The following is a 1,586-nucleotide window of genomic DNA, read 5'->3' on the forward strand; positions in this document are numbered from 1 at the left end:
ATTGTTATTATCAGATGGCTATGAATTCTTTTCCAATGCATTATATAGTTCATCAATGACTTTTGTATCAATGTAGTCAAAATCACTTTTAAGCTTTATAGCAACTGTTGTATAGGCAATAGCCATACCTTCGTAAAAACGTTGGCTTTCTAATAAAGTACAACTTTTTGACTTTTCTTCACATAACGAGCTAAGTTGTTCTAATTCTAATATTATCTCTTCCAACTTAGCACCGGTAATAAATTCTTCTTGAGAATCTTCACTCATTTTTTTCACCACCTTTTATTAAGACATTTGTATACAATAATTATTCAATTTATTCTATAATAATGTGCCATTGGATTATTTCCTTCCTTTATCAGGTTCCTCTTTTTAGCTCCCCCTCGTACCTTTGTGCCGATGCTAGTTGAATTAAAGTTGACTAGTGGAAATTAATTTTAATGGACAATTCAGTACAGCTTAATTATGCCTACTAAGAAGTTCGGAGAATACTAGGTAATGTTGACAATCCATAATGCCTCCAGCAAGTGAAAGGGAAATATCAATTGTTGAGGAGAAGATGAAGGTTAAATTACCCAATTCCTATAAGGATTTACTGAGAGATAATAATGGTCTGTCTGTTGATGGTAGAATATTAATCTATGGCACACAAGATATAATGGAGAGAAATGAAACTTGGGAAACACAAGAAAATGCACAGGGTTATATTGCTATTGGTGACGATGTAGGTGGGAAAGTTTTTCTTATGCACCAAGGTGATAATGAGACCATGGTTTTAATAGTTCCTGGTGGGGATAAGGTTCACGAACATGCCCATTTGCTTACTTCAGATTTTACTCAATGGGTTCAAAGAGGATTCTTAATTAATTTAGATGAAACTGAAGATGATGTCAACTGGTCTAAAAATTGTGAAGTAGTTTTAATAGACACTATTGATGGTGGATTAAAGGATTTAATAAAAATGAAAAGATACTTAAGGCTATATATTGCAGCAGCCGACTTACTAAAGGGTTCAAAGAACCTCCCTTTTATAATAGTAAAGGGATTTCCATATGGATTAGCAAACAAATTAGTTGGAAAAGTGGAGAATATTAAAATAAATCTTAGGGTTATGAAATAAAACTCCTTATTCATTATGAACTTATTAATACTATAGCTGAAAGCTCTGAACTAACAAAAAAAGAGTCAACTAAAGTAGTTGACTCTGAAATGGAAACAATCAAAACAGGAATGAAAAATGGTGAAAAAGTAAAAATCTTAGGGTTTAGTGCTTTTTCTGTCAGTGAACGTGTGTCTAGAAAGGGACGAAACCCTCAAACAAGTGAGGAAATTGAAATTGCAGCAAGTAAAGCACCTTTTAAAGCAGGAAAAAATTTGAAAGATGCTATAAAAGTATAAGAAGTTTAATATGGTAGGGGATCAATCCTCTACCTCTTTTTATATGCCTTTTAGGTTCTTTTTTTGGATTAATTTTAGACAGTAGGCTCAAAATCAATAACCTATATATTTGTATAAATCCGGGGTATGTTATTTAACGATTATATAATTTTTGTATTAACCGTTTATGGATTTAGACGTTTTTTTGT

Annotated in this window: 3 protein-coding genes; 2 read left to right on the plus strand and 1 reads right to left on the minus strand. The window is 32.0% G+C overall.

What is annotated here, in order from left to right:
* Positions 1 to 18: 18 nt before the first annotated feature.
* Positions 19 to 267: a hypothetical protein gene (locus tag ACZ3IG_RS36120; RefSeq protein ID WP_235856718.1), complete on the minus strand. Its 249-nt coding sequence runs from the start codon at positions 265 to 267 to the stop codon at positions 19 to 21.
* A 247-nt stretch (positions 268 to 514) separates the two neighbouring features.
* Between ACZ3IG_RS36120 and ACZ3IG_RS36125 the strand changes: the two genes are divergently transcribed.
* Both ACZ3IG_RS36125 and ACZ3IG_RS36130 read left to right on the plus strand, forming a co-directional pair.
* A complete protein-coding gene (locus tag ACZ3IG_RS36125; RefSeq protein ID WP_467437474.1) occupies positions 515 to 1,120 on the plus strand; it encodes an SMI1/KNR4 family protein in 606 nt (201 codons plus the stop codon).
* Positions 1,121 to 1,143: 23 nt separating this feature from the next.
* Positions 1,144 to 1,398, plus strand: coding sequence for an HU family DNA-binding protein (locus tag ACZ3IG_RS36130; protein ID WP_467437475.1), 255 nt, complete (start codon positions 1,144 to 1,146; stop codon positions 1,396 to 1,398).
* The last annotated feature ends 188 nt before the right edge of the window (positions 1,399 to 1,586 follow it).

The sequence above is a fragment of the Streptomyces sp. NPDC016677 genome, assembly GCF_055562815.1.